13 protein-coding genes and 1 pseudogene are annotated in these 14,445 nt (G+C 69.7%); 7 read left to right on the top strand and 7 right to left on the bottom strand.

The genetic code is table 11. The features are described 5' to 3' along the window. A partial coding sequence (locus SGA01_RS20635) for an ice-binding family protein (protein ID WP_141297929.1) occupies positions 1–882 on the bottom strand: 882 nt, incomplete at its 3' end. A gap of 160 nt (positions 883–1,042) precedes the next feature. After that, positions 1,043–1,684: a hypothetical protein gene (locus SGA01_RS42940; RefSeq protein ID WP_167534148.1), complete on the bottom strand. Its 642-nt coding sequence runs from the start codon at positions 1,682–1,684 to the stop codon at positions 1,043–1,045. A gap of 569 nt (positions 1,685–2,253) precedes the next feature. Between SGA01_RS42940 and SGA01_RS42945 the strand changes: the two genes are divergently transcribed. Further along, entirely contained in the window at positions 2,254–2,772 is a 519-nt protein-coding gene (locus SGA01_RS42945; RefSeq protein WP_167534149.1) for a tyrosine-type recombinase/integrase, read from the top strand. Positions 2,773–3,557: 785 nt separating this feature from the next. Here SGA01_RS42945 and SGA01_RS20650 read toward each other — a convergent pair. Beyond that, positions 3,558–4,169 (bottom strand): glycosyltransferase, encoded by a 612-nt coding sequence (locus SGA01_RS20650; protein ID WP_218037843.1) that lies wholly within the window; start codon positions 4,167–4,169, stop codon positions 3,558–3,560. Between the two features lie 752 nt (positions 4,170–4,921). On the opposite strand from SGA01_RS20650, the gene SGA01_RS20655 reads away from it, so the two are divergent. From SGA01_RS20655 to SGA01_RS20665, 3 genes are read left to right on the top strand one after another with little or no spacing between them, the layout of a single operon-like run. Further along, positions 4,922–5,737 (top strand): NAD(P)H-binding protein, encoded by an 816-nt coding sequence (locus tag SGA01_RS20655; RefSeq protein WP_141297930.1) that lies wholly within the window; start codon positions 4,922–4,924, stop codon positions 5,735–5,737. A gap of 40 nt (positions 5,738–5,777) precedes the next feature. Next, positions 5,778–6,701 carry a haloalkane dehalogenase gene (locus tag SGA01_RS20660; RefSeq protein WP_141297931.1) on the top strand — a complete coding sequence of 308 codons (924 nt, stop codon included), beginning with the start codon at positions 5,778–5,780 and terminating at the stop codon, positions 6,699–6,701. Further along, positions 6,698–7,243, top strand: coding sequence for a dihydrofolate reductase family protein (locus SGA01_RS20665; RefSeq protein WP_141297932.1), 546 nt, complete (start codon positions 6,698–6,700; stop codon positions 7,241–7,243). The genes SGA01_RS20660 and SGA01_RS20665 overlap by 4 nt, the downstream gene beginning before the upstream one ends. A 61-nt stretch (positions 7,244–7,304) precedes the next feature. Here SGA01_RS20665 and SGA01_RS20670 read toward each other — a convergent pair whose 3' ends face one another. Both SGA01_RS20670 and SGA01_RS20675 read right to left on the bottom strand, forming a co-directional pair. After that, on the bottom strand, positions 7,305–9,581 hold the full coding sequence (locus SGA01_RS20670) for a S9 family peptidase (RefSeq protein ID WP_141297933.1): 2,277 nt from the start codon (positions 9,579–9,581) through the stop codon (positions 7,305–7,307). 150 nt (positions 9,582–9,731) lie between these two features. Continuing rightward, positions 9,732–10,400: a DUF4097 family beta strand repeat-containing protein gene (locus SGA01_RS20675; RefSeq protein WP_141297934.1), complete on the bottom strand. Its 669-nt coding sequence runs from the start codon at positions 10,398–10,400 to the stop codon at positions 9,732–9,734. A gap of 224 nt (positions 10,401–10,624) precedes the next feature. Here SGA01_RS20675 and SGA01_RS20680 point away from each other — a divergent pair, with 224 nt between their 5' ends. Beyond that, entirely contained in the window at positions 10,625–11,359 is a 735-nt protein-coding gene (locus SGA01_RS20680) for a helix-turn-helix domain-containing protein (RefSeq protein ID WP_141297935.1), read from the top strand. A 15-nt stretch (positions 11,360–11,374) separates the two neighbouring features. On the opposite strand, the gene SGA01_RS20685 is transcribed toward SGA01_RS20680, so the two are convergent. Then, complete coding sequence (locus SGA01_RS20685; protein ID WP_141297936.1) at positions 11,375–11,752, bottom strand: VOC family protein; 378 nt, start codon at positions 11,750–11,752, stop codon at positions 11,375–11,377. Between the two features lie 289 nt (positions 11,753–12,041). Between SGA01_RS20685 and SGA01_RS20690 the strand changes: the two genes are divergently transcribed. Further along, positions 12,042–12,944, top strand: a complete 903-nt coding sequence (locus SGA01_RS20690) for a LysR family transcriptional regulator (RefSeq protein WP_141297937.1) — start codon at positions 12,042–12,044, stop codon at positions 12,942–12,944. 10 nt (positions 12,945–12,954) lie between these two features. On the opposite strand, the gene SGA01_RS20695 is transcribed toward SGA01_RS20690, so the two are convergent. Further along, positions 12,955–13,101: a pirin gene (locus SGA01_RS20695; protein ID WP_141297938.1), complete on the bottom strand. Its 147-nt coding sequence runs from the start codon at positions 13,099–13,101 to the stop codon at positions 12,955–12,957. Between the two features lie 651 nt (positions 13,102–13,752). Here SGA01_RS20695 and SGA01_RS42160 point away from each other — a divergent pair. Further along, a pseudogene (locus tag SGA01_RS42160) lies at positions 13,753–13,872 on the top strand (NAD(P)H-dependent oxidoreductase); the annotation flags it as partial. Positions 13,873–14,445: the final 573 nt, after the last annotated feature.

Consider the following 14,445-nt stretch of genomic DNA (forward strand, 5'->3'; position numbering starts at 1 on the left):
GGGTCCGGGTGCACCGGTCGGGCCGGGGCTGCCAGTGGGTCCGGGTGCGCCCGTCGGGCCAGGCGATCCCGTCGGGCCAGGAGGTCCAGTCGGTCCGGGAGGTCCAGGCGGGCCGACGGCGCAGGCCGGCCTCGTAATGGTGTTGTTGTCCATCGTGACCGCGGCCTCACGCGCCAGGGCGCGGCCTTCGATCACGGCGCTGTTGTTCAGCGTGATGGACTGCATGGCCAGGATGGTGCCCTTGAACTGGGTGGTCGTGCCGAGGGTGGCGGAGCTGCCCACCTGCCAGAACACGTTGCAGGCATTTGCTCCGTTGATGAATTCCACGGAACTCGACGAAGCCGTGATCAGGGTCGAGGGGGTCCGGAAGATGAAGACGGAGTTGGGGTCGTTCTGGCCGTCGAGGGTGACCGTCCCGGTGAGTTTCAGGGACGCCGGGTCCGCCGGGGCCGTGTAGACGCCGGGCGCCAGCGTCCGTCCGCCGAGCTCGTCCGAATCGAGAATGGTCCCGGGTCCCCGGCCTGCCGCGTCGTCGTAGGCGACGATGAGGTCGGACTTCGCCTGACCGGCGGCGGCGTTGGGGAATACGCGTCGCACTCCGTTGATGATGCCGGGCGGGAAGCCGGTCACGTCTGTGCCCGGATAGAGCCCCAGGTCGCCGTTGATGACGGTGGGGTTCGTGTTGGTGACCGTCGAACCGGCCAGGACCCCGTAACTGGCGGTGGTCCCCAGCAACACGGGGGATTCTGCGGCATAGGCGTGGGTCGGGACCAGGGCGGCCGCCAGGAGCGATGCGGGGAGCAGGGCGAAGGCTCCCCGTTTGAGCAGATTGAGTTGCAGGATCGAGACGGATGGAGCCCACCGGATGACATCCAATGCCATGGCAGAACCTTTCTTGTCGCTGGTCTGGGCCGCCGGCCTGCTGCCTGTGCCGACTCGCAGGCTCACTCCGGACAGGGGACGCAGATCTGCCCCTGCCGGAGGTGGTGATGCGGCGTCACATGGGAGCATTCCCGCATGTTTCACAGCAATAGACCGACAATCAGACAAATCGCCTGCATGGGTGACATGGCGTGAGGAAGTGAATCCGTCGTACGTCTGCGCGTATTTGTTGCGTCGCCCAAGCGGCCACGAGATCGTCACGGAAGATCAAGAACTGAAGGATCAACGAGTGACGGAGACGTTCAATCCCACCTACTCGCGCAAGTGCGCCTGCCGGGAGCCCGAGGTCGACCCCGACGGCAATCCGGTCCTGGACGACGAGGGCAAGCAGAAGAAGCGCCTCGTCGGCGCCGCCTGCCCGAGGCTCAAGGCAGACAAGAAGCACGGGACGTGGCACCTCTACTTCGAGCTGGAAGCCGGCGAGAACAACACCCGGCGCCGCGTCCGCCGTGGCGGCTTCCCCACCAAGGACAAGGCGAAGAAGAAGGCGGCCGAGCTCTACCGGGAGGCCGTCAAGGGCACGGACGTACTCAGCGACGCCACCGTCGGCGAGGACCTGGAAGCGTGGCTCAAGAGGAAGAAGAGCCTGACCCGCACGACGACCAACGGGTACGAGGACCACGTCCGCCTCTACCTCCAGCCGCACCTGGACCACATCAAGCGACGCGACTGCAAGCTCCGACACGTCGAGGCCATGTACGACGCCATCGAGAAGGAGAACGCTGAGCGCCTGATCCACCATGCGCGAATCGTCGAGTTGCAGGAGGCCCGCGACGCCGCCCTCCGCGAGGGCCGCAAGGGGAAGCGGAAGGTCACCAGCGCGACAACGATGCACCGCCTCAACGCCACACTCAGGTCGTTCCTCGGCAGTGTCGTGAAGCGTGGCGACTACACCACCAACTGGGCCACGATGGTCGAGCTGCCGCCGCCCAAGCGGTCGAAGGCGCTGGTCTGGACACCGGAGCGGGTAACTGACTGGAAGCGCACGGGCCTGAAGCCCAGTCCCGTGATGGTCCGGACCCCGGAGCAGACTGGCGAGTTTCTGGACTTCATCGCCGACGACAGGCCGGCCGCCATGTGGCACGGGTTCATCTTCCGCGGTCGCCGCCGCGGCGAGATGTGCGCGCCGCCCTGGAGTGACGTCAGCCTGAGCGGATCGTGGTTCCGTATCTCCGCACAGACCGTCGAGGTTGCCTACCGGACCTACAACGAGGCACCGAAGCAGGACAGCGTGCGCACCGTCACGCTCGACGCCCGGACCAAGGCACTGTGGATCGCCTGGAGCGAGCCCCAGCAGCAGGAACGCAAGCAGTGGTCCGGAGAGAGGCGCGGGTCGACAGCGGACGGGTCTGGACCCACGAGAACGGCGAGGCGCTTCACCCCGACTGGATCAGCCGGCGGTTCAATCGGCTCGTCGAGCTGTCCGGCCTGCCCCCGAAACGCCCACGCGACACCCGGCACCTGTCCGCGACGCTGGCGCTCCTCAGGAAGGCGGACATCAAGGTCGTTCAGGAGCGGCTGGGGCACAGTTCCCGCCAGATCACCTCGGACACCTACACCAGGGTCCTGCCGCAGCTTCTGACGGCCGAGGCGGAGTCCACGAGCGCGGTCGTCCCCAGGTCGAAGCAGCCCAGCCCGAACCCGGTGGAGAAGAAGGGGCCGTCAGCCGGGCCAAGGCCAGAAGCCCGAGCCGGGTTGCGGCCAGTCGCCAGGGGCCGAGGTCACGGCCGGAAGATCGAATGTGACGCGGGACACGGCTGCTGGTGGGCCGAACGAGGGAACCGAACGCGCCGCGTGACCCGCGTCCAAACTTTGTCCAAGCAGATGTGATTTCCTGCTATGGACGGGCCGCCAAGGCCTTCCGCACCCGGCCACCAAGCGTGCTGGTCAGAACGTCTTTCTATGGCGGGGCGGGTGGGACTCGAACCCATTTCAGTGACGCGTCTCACCTGCGACGATGTAAAAGGGCCGGACAAATCCATCCGATTCCCTCCGGCCGCGTCCCTGCTCGATCCCGCTCGATCGAGGACCGTGCAGCGTTCGCTGCACCGTTGTCGCCGCGCTCCCCGCGCCCGCGGATCTCAGGTCGACTCCGCCCGCCTGCGGCTCGCCATCACTCTGTCGGCCTGTTGTAGGCCGTCCACGCACCCGCCAGGTACCCGGCGGGCGGTCACGCTACGTAATGCATTTGCCGCTGGGACGCCGACTCGCTCCCGGTCACCAGCGGCGTGCTCGTCAGTGCGCGCCGGTCTCCGGTTCGGGCCGGGGCAGTTCGTCCAGGTCGAGGGTGAAGGTGCGACCGTCGGCCAGGTCGATGGGGAGCTTGCCGGCGGCTGCACCTCACTGATGGGGCGGTCAGGAGCATCCGCACCGCTCGCGGCAGCTGCCGTTGCTGTCCGTCGTCGCCTTTTCCAGAGGGAGCCCAGCCACCGATGCACCGGCGGCCGGCAAGACGGGCACAACCACGTCCCGAAAGAAGAAGTCGACCACCCCACGGCCCTGCCGCACAGGCTGAGAATCAAGTCAGCCATACTCCTCCGCACGTGAGCGAGGACGTTCACATGTACGCCGACACCCGGGCGCGCGGGTGCACTCGAAGCGGGTAGCGACAGGGGTCAGGCGGGTGCCTTGTGACCCGTGAGGATTTCGAGCGCGCGCAGGACGTGTTCGGGCCCGTCCTCTGCGGCAAGTTCTTTGGCGATCTGTTCGGTCTTGCTGCGGTGGACGGGGCCGTGGACGGCACGGATGATCGCATGGGCGAAGCGATCGACGGTCAGTTCGGCCAACGGCACGATCTCCGGCGCGACTCCGAGGGCTTGGAGGCGGCCGGACCAAAACGGTTGATCGTGAGCGATGGGTACGGGCACGGTCGGCACCCCTGCACGCAAACCCGCCACCGTGGTGCCGGTGCCGGCATGGTGGACGACCGCGGCGGTGCGCGGGAACAGCCACTGGTGGTCCACTTCCGAGACAGTGAGCACGTCGTCACCGTGCGCTTGGACGCCGGCCCAGCCGCTCTGCACGATGCCGCGGACGCGGGCACGGCGCAGTGCGGCGATCGCGATGTCGCCGAGTCGCTGCGCTCGGGCGGGCTGCATGCTGCCGAATCCGATGTAGACGGGCGGGAGGCCGGCGTCGAGGAAGTCGACGAGGGTGTCGTCGGGTTGCCAGTGCTGGGGGGGGTATGCGGCCACCAGAAACCGGTCATCTGCTGCCAGCGGGGCCATTCGGCGGGGCGAGGCGCGAGGCGGGGGCTGAATCCGTACCAGACCGGGACTCACCACAGGCTCGCGTCACGAAGCGGGTCTCGGGCCCGGGGCAGGCCCAGCCGTCGGCGTACGCGCCGGGCGAGCAAGGCGCATTCCGCCGTGGCCAGCTTCATGAAGGTGTGGGACGCCGCGAGGTTGCCGAGTCGGCCCCTGTGGCCTCAGAGCCCGCGGACCGCTCTCGTCCCACATCCGTCGTAACTCCTCGCGGAACTGCAGCCGTTCGGCGGCCAGCCCGCCCCTTTGTGGATACGGCATGCCTCGGTGATATCGCAGGGCGACGAGCCGTCAGCCCCTACGACTCCACGAGTTCAACCTCAGTAGGTGACGCTCGACGCTCTGGAAATCAACGGATCGCCGCTCGGGGTCTTATCTGCAGGCCATTTACAGTCAGTGCACCTTTGCATTCACCGGCATTCCCATTGCAGCAATTAAACGGCTTCGACCTGCGAAGTCGACCGTTCCCGGCCTCGAGTTGATTGACCCATGAATGAGCGAAACATAACCTTCCCCACGTCGGAACGCCAGGCGGTGCCTGTCGAGAAACGACTCCTCACCCCCCCAGCTCGTCCACCTTGTGACGGGCCGCAGCGCCCCTGCAACGCCACCGGCTCGCGGCCTCCCCCGACAGGCTGTGGGCCACGACGGGCCGTTCAGGCGGCGAGCGCGGGGGGCGCTTCGCGAGCCAGCCAACCTACAAAACAGGGGGTTTCATGATTGTCGTGACGGGTGCAACCGGGAACGTCGGTACGGAGCTCGTACGGATCCTCGTCGGAGTCGGCGAGCGGGTGACGGCCGTCTCTCGTCGCGTAGCTCAACTACCGTACGGTGTGCGGCATGTGGAGGCGGATCTCGCCGATCCGCCGAGCCTTGCCGCCGCGCTCGAAGGTGCAGAGGCGTTGTTCCTTCTCGTGGCCGGGGAGGATCCGGAGGGTATTCTCGGCCTCGCCAAGGCGGCTGGGGTGCGGCGCGTCGTCCTGCTGTCCTCCCAGGGCGCCGGGACGCGGCCCGAGGTCTACCGCCACCCCGTCGCGTTCGAGGACGCCGTACGCGGATCGGGTCTCGACTGGACGATCCTGCGGTCCGGTGGGCTGAACTCGAACGCCTTCGCCTGGGCCGGGTCCATCCGTACGGAACGAACGGCCGCCGCGCCGTTCGGCGATGTCGGGCTGCCCACCGTCGACCCGGCGGACGTGGCCGAGGTCGCGGCCGTGGTCCTGCGCGAGGGCGGCCACGCGGGCAGCACGTACGACCTCACCGGCCCCGCTCCGGTCACCCCGCGCGAGCGGGCCGAGGCGATCGGCGAGGCCCTGGGCACTCCCGTGCGGTTCATCGAGCAGACCCGCGCCGAGGCCCGCGCGCAGATGCTGTCCTTCATGCCCGAACCGGTGGTGGAGGGCACCCTCGCCATCCTCGGCGAACCGCTGCCCGCCGAACAGGAGACGAGCCCCGCCGTCGAGCGCATCCTCGGTCGGGCGCCGCGCCCCTTCGCCGACTGGGCCGCACGCACCGCCCCTGCATTTCAGTGAACTACCGCTGGAACTTGCACACTTGAAAGGCTCCGCCACCTTGCCCGTTCAGTCCGTGCTCGACTCCACCATGTTCCACCGGGAGCTCGGCGCCGGAGCGCCGATGGTCTTCCTGCACGGCAACCCCACCTCCTCCCACCTGTGGCGGGACGTCCTCCCCGCCGTCGGCGAACCGGGCCGACTGCTGGCCCCGGACCTGATCGGCATGGGCGAGTCGGGCAAGCCCGACATCGCCTACACCTTCGCCGACCAGGCCCGCTACCTGGACGCCTGGTTCGACGCGCTCGCCCTCGACGAGGTGGTCCTGGTCGGGCACGACTGGGGCGGCGCCCTCGCCTTCGACTGGGCCGCCCGGCATCCCGGACGCGTGCGTGGCATCGCGTTCACCGAGACCATCGTCAAGCCGATGGCCTGGGAGGAGTTCCCCGATGGCGGTCGCCCGCTGTTCGAGGCGATCAAGACGCCCGAGGTCGGCGAGGCCCTGATCCTGGACGACAACGCCTTCATCGAGCAGGCACTGCCCGGCACCGTCGCCACCCCGCTCGCCCCTGACGACCTGGACGTCTACCGCCGCCCGTACCCCACCCGGGAGAGCCGCCGCCCGCTGCTGCAGTGGCCGCGCTCGATGCCACTGGGCGGCGAACCCGCCGACGTCGTGGCCAGGATCCGGGCCTACGACACGTGGCTGGCGGCCAGCCCTGACGTGCCCAAACTGCTCCTCACCTTCGCGGCCGGCCCCGGAGCCATGATGGGCCCGGCGATCGTCGACTGGTGCGCGGCGAACATCGCCGGCCTGGAGATCGAGCACCACGACGCGGTCGCCGGCCACCACACCCCGGAGGACCAGCCCCGGACGATCGGCGCAGCCATCGCCGCCTGGGCCGACCGGCACGGGCTCCGCCGAGGCGGACGAACCACAGCACGACGAAGACCCCGAGACTGCTGCAGAGGAGCCATCGCATGACCGCACAGCGCAAGATCACGGCCGGGCTGTTCATCTCCCTGGACGGCGTCGTGGAGGCGCCGGACACCTGGCACTTCCCGTACATGAACGACGAGATGGAAGCCGCCGTCGGCGAGATGTTCGCCGGGGCCGACACGCTGCTGCTGGGCCGGAAGACCTACGAGTCGTTCGCCGCTGCCTGGCCGCAGCGGAGTGGCGAGATGGCCGACGGCATCAACGGCATCCGCAAGCTGGTCGCGTCCACCACCCTGACCGGGACCGACTGGAACAACTCCAGCCTCGTCGAGGGCGATGTCGTCACCGCGGTCAAGGACCTCAAGCAGCAGCCGGGCGGGACCGTCAACCTGACCGGCAGCATCGGCCTGACCCGCACCCTGCTGGTGGCCGGGCTCGTCGACGAACTGCGGCTGCTGGTCCACCCGATCGTGCTGGGTACCGGGCTGCGCCTGTTCCCGGAAGGTACCGCCCAGGTGCCGCTCCGGCTCGCCCGCTCGGCCACCTTCTCCACCGGCGTGCTGGACCTCACCTACCAGCCGGCCTGACCCGAACAGGCCGCCGGCGTCCGGGACTTCACCGTCCCGGACGCCGGACACGACATCACACTCAGGAGAACAGCTCGGCGAGCAGCTCGGGGCCGAGGGCGATGGGGGCAGGGCGGTAGGCCGGGGGCTCGGTGCCCATCAGCTCGCGGACCAGGAAGTCCCAGCTGCGCTTGCGGACGTAGGTGATGCAGTCGATGAGCGTGTGCTCGGCGCCGGGGACGATGAGCAGCTCGAAGTCCTTGTCGGCGGCGGCGAGCCGGTCGGCAAGCCGCAGGGTGTGGGCCGGGTGGACCTGGTCGTCCATCTCGCCGTGGACGAGCAGCAGCTTGCCGACCAGCCGGTCCGCGAGGTCCGCATTGGAGGTGCGGGCCCATGCCTCGGGGTTGTCCGCGCCGTCGTATGCCTCCACGAAGCCGAGGTTGAAGTGGGGGGCGTCGTGCGAGCCGGAGAGGGCGACACCGGCCTTGAACACCTCGGGGAAGTCCAGCATCGCCCGCGCCGCGGCGAACCCGCCGCCGGAGTGGCCGAACACGCCGATCCGGTCCGGGTCCATCCACGGCCGGGTCTCGGCCAGTTGCCGCAGCGCCGCGGCGTGGTCGGCCAGGCAGCCCGCATCGGCCAGCCGACCGTAGGAGGCGTCGTGGAATGCCTTGCTCCGCCCCGGGGTGCCGCGCCCGTCCAGCGCCACCACCACGAAGCCCAGCGCCGCGAGGGGTTCGGCGTCCATGCCCATCCCGCCGGGGTCGAAGCACGGGGCGACGCGGTTGACCTGCGGGCCGGGGTAGACGTTGTCCACCACGGCGTAGCGCTTGGCGGGGTCGAACCCGCGCGGCCGGTACAGCACGCCGTAGATGTCGGTCACCCCGTCGGCCGCCTTGACGCGGAACCGCTCCGGCGGCGTCCAGCCCGTGGCGGTGAGCTTGCCGATGTCGGCGCGCTCCAACTCGACCAGCACCCGCCCGGTCCAGTCGCGGACGCGGGTCACCGGCGGGGTGTCGACCGTGGACGCGGAGTCGATGAAGTACTCCTGGACGTCCGGGACGGTGGCGACGTGGTCCGACGGGTCGTCGGTGACCTTGGCGAAGCCGGAGCCGTCCAGACCGACACGGCACACCGTGCGGCGGTACGGGTCCTCGTCGACCAGCCCGGCTGCGGTGAAATACACCACCCGCTCGGCCTCGTCGACGCGCAGGATCTGCTGCACCGCCCACGGCCCGGAGGTGATCCGGCCAAGCGGCTCGCCGGTGCGCAGGTCGTAGCGGTACAGATGGCCCCAGCCGTCCCGCTGCGAGTACCAGAGCACCTCGTCGGCGAGCACCTTGACGATCGGCGGCTCGTACAGCCACTGGTTCGGCTCGACCCGGGTGTCGCCGGTCTCGCTGAGCACGGTGGTGACCTCGCCGGTCGCCGGGTCCAGCCGGTGCAGGGAGAGCGTGTGCAGGTCGCGGGGGCGGGCCAGGTAGTACACCGCCGAGCCGTCCTGGGACCACCACGCCCACTTGGTGGTGATCGGCGACATCTGCGGCATGAGCAGCGGCTCGGCCTGGGCGCGGACGACCGTGCCCGTGGCGACGTCCAGCACGACCAGTTCGGCCTGCGGCATGTGCTCGTCGCCGGGGTAGGCGTACCGCTGGGTGTGCAGGACGGGCGCACCGCCGTCGGCGGGACTGGCCTGTACGAGGTGGGTCTGCCGGACGGCGCGCTCGTCGGTCCGGTGCGCCAGCACCTTCGTCGAGTCGGGCGACCAGGCCACCGCAGGCGGCAGGTACGGCAGGCCGATCTTGCGCAGCAGAGTGGCGTTGCTCGTACTGTCCGGGCCGGTGCCGTACTGGTGGTCGGGCGCGCCGTCGGTGGTCAGGGCCCACTCGCGGCCGTCGGACAGGGAGCGTGCCCACAGGTCGTGTCCCCGCCGGGAGACCGCGAGCTTCCCGTCGGGAGACGGCACGTCGAGCGGGCTGCCCGGTGGCGTGAACTCCGCGGGCTCGCAGGTGTAGTCGTCGAGGCGGCAGCGCCAGTACGCACCGAACGCGCCGAACTCCACGGCGTTCCCTGCCGGTTGGATAGCGGGGAACGGCAGGGCCTCGGGGTCGACCTGCTGCCCGGAGGCGGCAGCCAGCGTGGCGGCGAGCCGGGCGTGGTCGAAGGCCGGCGCGCGGGTACCCGCTGCCGGGTCGACCAGGACGAACCGCCAGCCGGCGCCGTTGCCCACCGCGTACCAGAACCGGTCGCCGCCGTCGATCCACTGCGGCCTGACCTTGTCGCCGACGACGAGCTCGCCGGGGCGGGCGGGCCGCCGCAGGAGCTGCTCCGCGGCCTGGTAGTCCTGCGTGGTGCTCATTCTTCTCGTCCTTCCTGAGTGCCGTATCCGGGCATGGCGAGGCCACGGTGGTGCCGGCACGGCGGGGGTGTTGCGGGTCCGGGGAGGGCTCGGTGGAGGGCTCTGGCCGTCACGCGAGCCGGGCGACGTGATGCCGCGTCAGAGACTGCGTCAGAGGCTGCGGGCGAAGATGTCGCCGTGGGTGGTGGTGGCACGGATGGTCAGGGCGGGCGCGCCGTCGGTGTTCTGAAGGGCGTTGTGGATCCGGCCCAGCGTGGTGCCGGCGTCGAGGCCGACGGAGACTCCGTGGGCGGCGCCGACGGTCACGTCGCCGGACACGGTGCGCAGCGTCACCACGCCGTGCACCGCTTCGGCGATGTGGATGTCGCCCTTCTCGGTGGTGATCTCGCCGGGGCCGCCGAGACGGCCGACCGTGATGTCACCGGCGAGGAGGGCGAGGCGGGCGCTCGCGGTCTCGTCGAGCTTGACGGCGCCGTTCGAGCTTTCGAAGGTGACGTCGCCGAGCCGTCCTTCGCCGAGGAGTTCGGCGCTCGCCGACGTCGCCTGGACGTGGGAGCCGGCGGGCACCCGGACGGTCACCTCGACCGAACCGGAGCTGCCGAGGACCCGGTTCTTCGCGTCCGGCGCCTCGACCCGCAGGACGCCGTCGGCGTAGGCGATCCCGGTCTCCTCGGCCGCCTTCACGTCGCGGCTCTTCGAGGCGTCCAGGGGCAGGACCTCGACCGTGGTGTCGGTGCGGTCGGCGGCGATGGTCCGGATCCGTCCGGCGGGGATGTCGAGGACGACGGAGACCAGGGTGGGGGTGTCGAATTTCTGCATGGCGCTCTCCCGCATTCCGCTGTTTCTGATGATGGAAACGCTACGTTGCCTTCAATGTATCTACAACATCAAGGTTGCGGATTTTTTCTATCAATGCAGGTCAAGGCAGCTTTATTGTTGCAATGAAAATGGACCTCAATGCAACGAGAGCCTTGCGTTCGTTGCATTGAATGGACGGCGAACGCTAGGTTCGACGCCTCAGGGACACGTGAAGGGAGACCGCGATGCCGGGAGGCAGGCTCACTCAGCAGGAACGCCGGCGGATCGCGCTGGGGCTGGCCGACGGCCTCGCCTACGCGGAGATCGCCCGGCGTCTCGACCGTCCGCCCTCGACCGTCACGCGCGAGGTGATGCGCAACGGTGGTCCCACCGCCTACCGCGCCGACCTGGCCCACCGCGCCACCGAACGCCGGGCCCGCCGCCGAAGGCAGGGCCCGCCGCAGAGAACGCAAGTGCGCCCACCCGTCCACGGACGCGAAAGGGAAGCCGTCCGGGAGTACGAGGAGACGTTCACCAACGTCCTCGTGGCCACGGGCCTGCCCGCCATGATGGCCCGTGTCATGGCCGGTCTCACCCTCGCCGAGGCCGGCAGCCTCACCGCAGCCGAACTCGCCCGGCATCTCCAGGTCAGCCCGGCATCCGTCTCCAAAGCGGTGGCATTCCTCGACAGCCACGGCCTCATCGGCCGGGAACGCGGTGAACGCCGCCACGAGCGCTACACCGTCGACGACGAGGTCTGGTTCCGGACGATCACGGCGACCGCCCGTTCCACCGCCCAGCTCGTCGAAACCGCAAAGCAAGGCGTCGGTGTCCTCGGCGCCCATAGCCGGGCCGCCGCGCGCCTCGGGGACATCGCCCGCGTCCTCGACTTCGTCTCCGAGAGCCTCAATCGGACCGCGATGGAGGCCCGTGAGATCCTCCGCGGGCATGCCGAAACGACATCGGACGGCGCGACCTGACGGGCAGGGCGGAGGTCAGCTCCCGGCGGGGGGAATCCACTCCGCGAGCTGGACCACGACGCCGTTGGGGTCGGTGAGCTCCAGCAGCTGCTCGCCCCAAGGCTCGTGGTGCAGGGGGGCGGTGATGTTGGCGCCTTCCCGCCGCAGCCGCGCGTACTCGGCGGCGACATCGGTGACGGCGAAGGACACCAGCACCCCGACCGGACCCCGGCCGGGCGGCAGTTCGAGGTCTCGCTGCCGTAACAGGATGTCCGGGGCGGCGTCGTCGCGGCCGAGGGCCAGGGACTCCTCGTCCGCGAGCACCTCCCGGTAGCCGAGGTGCGTGGTGAAGAACCGGCCGGAGGCGGCCGGATCGGCGACGCTCAGCGTCACGGTGGAAGCGACGATGTTCATCGCGATCGGTACCCCCTGGTGGTGGGAACGGGCATCTCTGCGTTGCTCCTTGGTCTGCTTGCTCCGGGAACGGATCAAGCATCCCGACACCGTGAAGGGGGAACAACAGCCGATCACGCAACGGTCGTTAACCCGGTGGTTGACGATCCCGCGGCCGACCAGGACGGCCCGGGGCTCACTTGGCCCAGTTCCGTGAAGATCATCTGTTCATTGCGACGGGGTGTCCGGTTGTGCGACGCTGACCGCTGCTCGAACGGGGTCGAGCTGCTGCTCAACGGGGTAGGTACGCGTGGAACTGCGGGACATCGAGATCTTCCTGACGCTCGCCGAGGAGCTCCACTTCGGGCGGACGGCGGCGCGGTTGCACGTCTCGGTAGCCCGGGTCAGTCAGGCCATCAAGAAGCAGGAGCGCGGCATCGGCGCGGAGCTGTTCCTGCGCGACAGCCGCAACGTACAGCTCACGCCCGCCGGCGCCCAGCTGCGGATGGACCTCGCGCCGATCTACCGGGGGCTGCAGAAGAGCCTGGAACGCGCCAGGCTGGCCGCCCAGGGCAAGACCGACGTGCTGCGGATCGGCATGATCCCCGGCAACGCCTACGACCTCCGCCACTACTGGGAGACCTTCCGCACCCGCCATCCGCAATGGGGTCTGAGAATCCGTCACGCTCCGTTCTACGAGCCCTTCGCGGGCCTGCGCCGGGGCGACATGGACATCCTGGTCGCCTGGCTTCCCGTCCTGGAACCCGACCTGGTCACCGGCCCCTCGCTGTTCACCGACACCAGGTTGCTGGCCGTCGGGCTGGACCACGAACTCGCCGGACGGTCCTCGGCGGTCCTGGAGATGCTCGGCGACTACCCGCACGCCGCGGTCCCCGATCTCCCCGCCTACTGGTCCGACGCCTACACCCCACCGCACACCCCCAAGGGGCGCAACATCGTGCGCGGTCCCAGAGTCGAGACCACCGACGACATCTTCGGGTTGATCACCGCCGGAGAGGCCGTCATCCCCTTCCCAGCGCACGTGCGGCGGTTCTGGGCCCGCCCGGACGTCTCCTGGCTGCCCATCCCCGACATGCACTCCCTGACCTACGGGCTCGTCTGGCGCGGCGAGACCGAGACCGACCTGATCCGCGCCTTCGCCGCCGTCGTACGCGACCTCGGCGGGTTCCGGCAGGACGCGCCCGAGGTGTGAAAATCCCAGGTCAGCGCACCCGTCCCCGGGCCTTCAGGCGGGCGGCCGGGACCTCCGGCGCGTCCAGGCGGTCTCCGTCGTCCTTCACCTCGCCGAAGCGGTCGCTCGTCATCCACTCCTCGCGGGCCTTGCGGATCTCCTCGTCCGTGCGGCCCACGAAGTTCCACTACGCCTCCCACCAACGCCAGATCTCCGCAGGTCAACGGCTTGCACAGAGCGCAGAGGTCAGCAAAGGGTCAGAATGAGCGTCTCGACGTTCCCGTGGGCTCCCCAACCCTGGAGTGCGGGGTCCATCAGGCGAATCCCACCACCTCGTGGTTCGACGACGCCGGGCTTCCTTCGGACCCCGACACCACCAGGGCACTCGTGGCCGGGCCGCGAGCGCACCGGTAAGGACGCCGGCGGGGATTTCAGTCACCAGCGCAGGCAGGAATACCGCATGGATCGTATGACGGCCCGCTTGCACGCCCTCCGCAGAGCACGACCACTGAGGAGGGGCACCCATGACCGGACCTCAGGCGCTCACCACTGCTCCGACCCCCTGCTGGACCTCGCCCCGTGCCGCTCCCCCGCCCTGCTCGTCGAAGATCAGTACGAGGAACGCCGACGGCCTGCGGCACCATGGCGTTCCGGGACTGACGCGTCGGGAACTCGCCCTCCTGATGACCCCAGGCCCCCGTAACCGCCTGGTGGAATTCGGCGCGGTCCAGCGCAAGCTATGCCGGCGCGTCTGCACCGTGCCGGGCAGTACCCTGCCGGCGTAGAGGTGGTCCTGCTGATACCAGGAAGTCCGGGCGCACCTGTCCGGAGTCAGCCGATCGCGTTCCGGCGGCAGAATTTCGGCGACTACGAGATCCCCTCGCTGCACCTGAAGGAGGGATTGGAGCCCACGGGCCGCACGGGTTTCGGGCTGCATGTGCGCGGCTGACCGCCGACGACGGACAGGACGAGCCGGGGCGCGAACCCGAGAACAGCACGAGGGCCGTGGCGCTCGGCCTGGACCGAGCTGACCCGGCCGGTGAGCGCGGGCGCCGAGTCGGTCGGCCACGTCCGCCTGGGGTACGCGCGCCTCGTCCTCCCGGCAGTCCCTGGATGCGCAGATCGGCCTAGTAGTACCACCACCCCGTGGCCATGAGCAGAGCGACGGCGTCGGCGTTGGCCAGGGCCGTCGCGAGGGATCCCTCCGAGGACTGCCGTCGACGCGTCTCCGGCCAGGCGTACAGCTCGCCGAGCGGCGAGTCGCCCTTCGGTTTCTTCGGAGGGACGCTGATCTGGTCAGGGAACTCGTTGGCCGGCCCCCGGTAGCCCTCGTTGACCTCGGCCGTCGCCGCAGGTGGGTCGCCGGACTCCCGGGTGCTTCATGAACGACCGCCTATCAACAGCACCGTCAGCGGGGTGCGCGCCGGTGTTGCCGCAGTGCGGGGGCGTCTGACGCGGGCGGCGGCCCGTACCAGGAACGCGGCCGCGGCTGCGGGCGTGTGGCCGCCGTGCCCGCCGCGGG

The organism is Streptomyces gardneri (assembly GCF_006539185.1).
GTDB lineage: Bacteria > Actinomycetota > Actinomycetes > Streptomycetales > Streptomycetaceae > Streptomyces > Streptomyces gardneri.